Source organism: Pseudomonas sp. RIT-PI-q (assembly GCF_001297125.1).
Taxonomy (GTDB): Bacteria; Pseudomonadota; Gammaproteobacteria; order Pseudomonadales; family Pseudomonadaceae; genus Aquipseudomonas.
The window spans coordinates 1-601 of the sequence record NZ_LHPC01000075.1 but is presented as its reverse complement, the minus strand read 5'-3'; the positions used below and the strand labels follow the sequence as shown (position 1 = coordinate 601).

The following is a 601-nucleotide window of genomic DNA, read 5'->3' as shown; positions in this document are numbered from 1 at the left end:
CATGACTGGGGTGAAGTCGTAACAAGGTAGCCGTAGGGGAACCTGCGGCTGGATCACCTCCTTAATCGACGACATCAGCTGCTCCATAAGTTCCCACACGAATTGCTTGATTCATTGAAGAAGACGATAAGAAGCAGCCCGAAATTGGGTCTGTAGCTCAGTTGGTTAGAGCGCACCCCTGATAAGGGTGAGGTCGGCAGTTCGAATCTGCCCAGACCCACCAATTTTTGTGTGGGAACCTGTAGCAATACGGGGCCATAGCTCAGCTGGGAGAGCGCCTGCCTTGCACGCAGGAGGTCAACGGTTCGATCCCGTTTGGCTCCACCACTACTGCTTCTGTTTGTTGAAAGCTTAGAAATGAGCATTCCATTGTGATGATGGTGAATGTTGATTTCTAGTCTTTGGATTAGATCGTTCTTTAAAAATTTGGGTATGTGATAGAAAGATAGACTGAACGTTACTTTCACTGGTAACGGATCAGGCTAAGGTAAAATTTGTGAGTTGCTCTTAATTGAGTATGATCGAATTTTCGGCGAATGTCGTCTTCACAGTATAACCAGATTGCTTGGGGTTATATGGTCAAGTGAAGAAGCGCATACGG

Annotated in this window: 2 tRNA genes and 1 rRNA gene; all 3 read left to right on the top strand. The window is 46.8% G+C overall.

The window, feature by feature from the left end:
* A 16S ribosomal RNA gene (locus AEQ67_RS31785) occupies positions 1–64 on the top strand; the annotation flags it as partial.
* A gap of 82 nt (positions 65–146) precedes the next feature.
* A tRNA-Ile gene (locus AEQ67_RS31780) sits at positions 147–223 on the top strand.
* Between the two features lie 28 nt (positions 224–251).
* Positions 252–327: transfer RNA gene (locus AEQ67_RS31775), tRNA-Ala, on the top strand.
* Positions 328–601 lie beyond the last annotated feature (274 nt).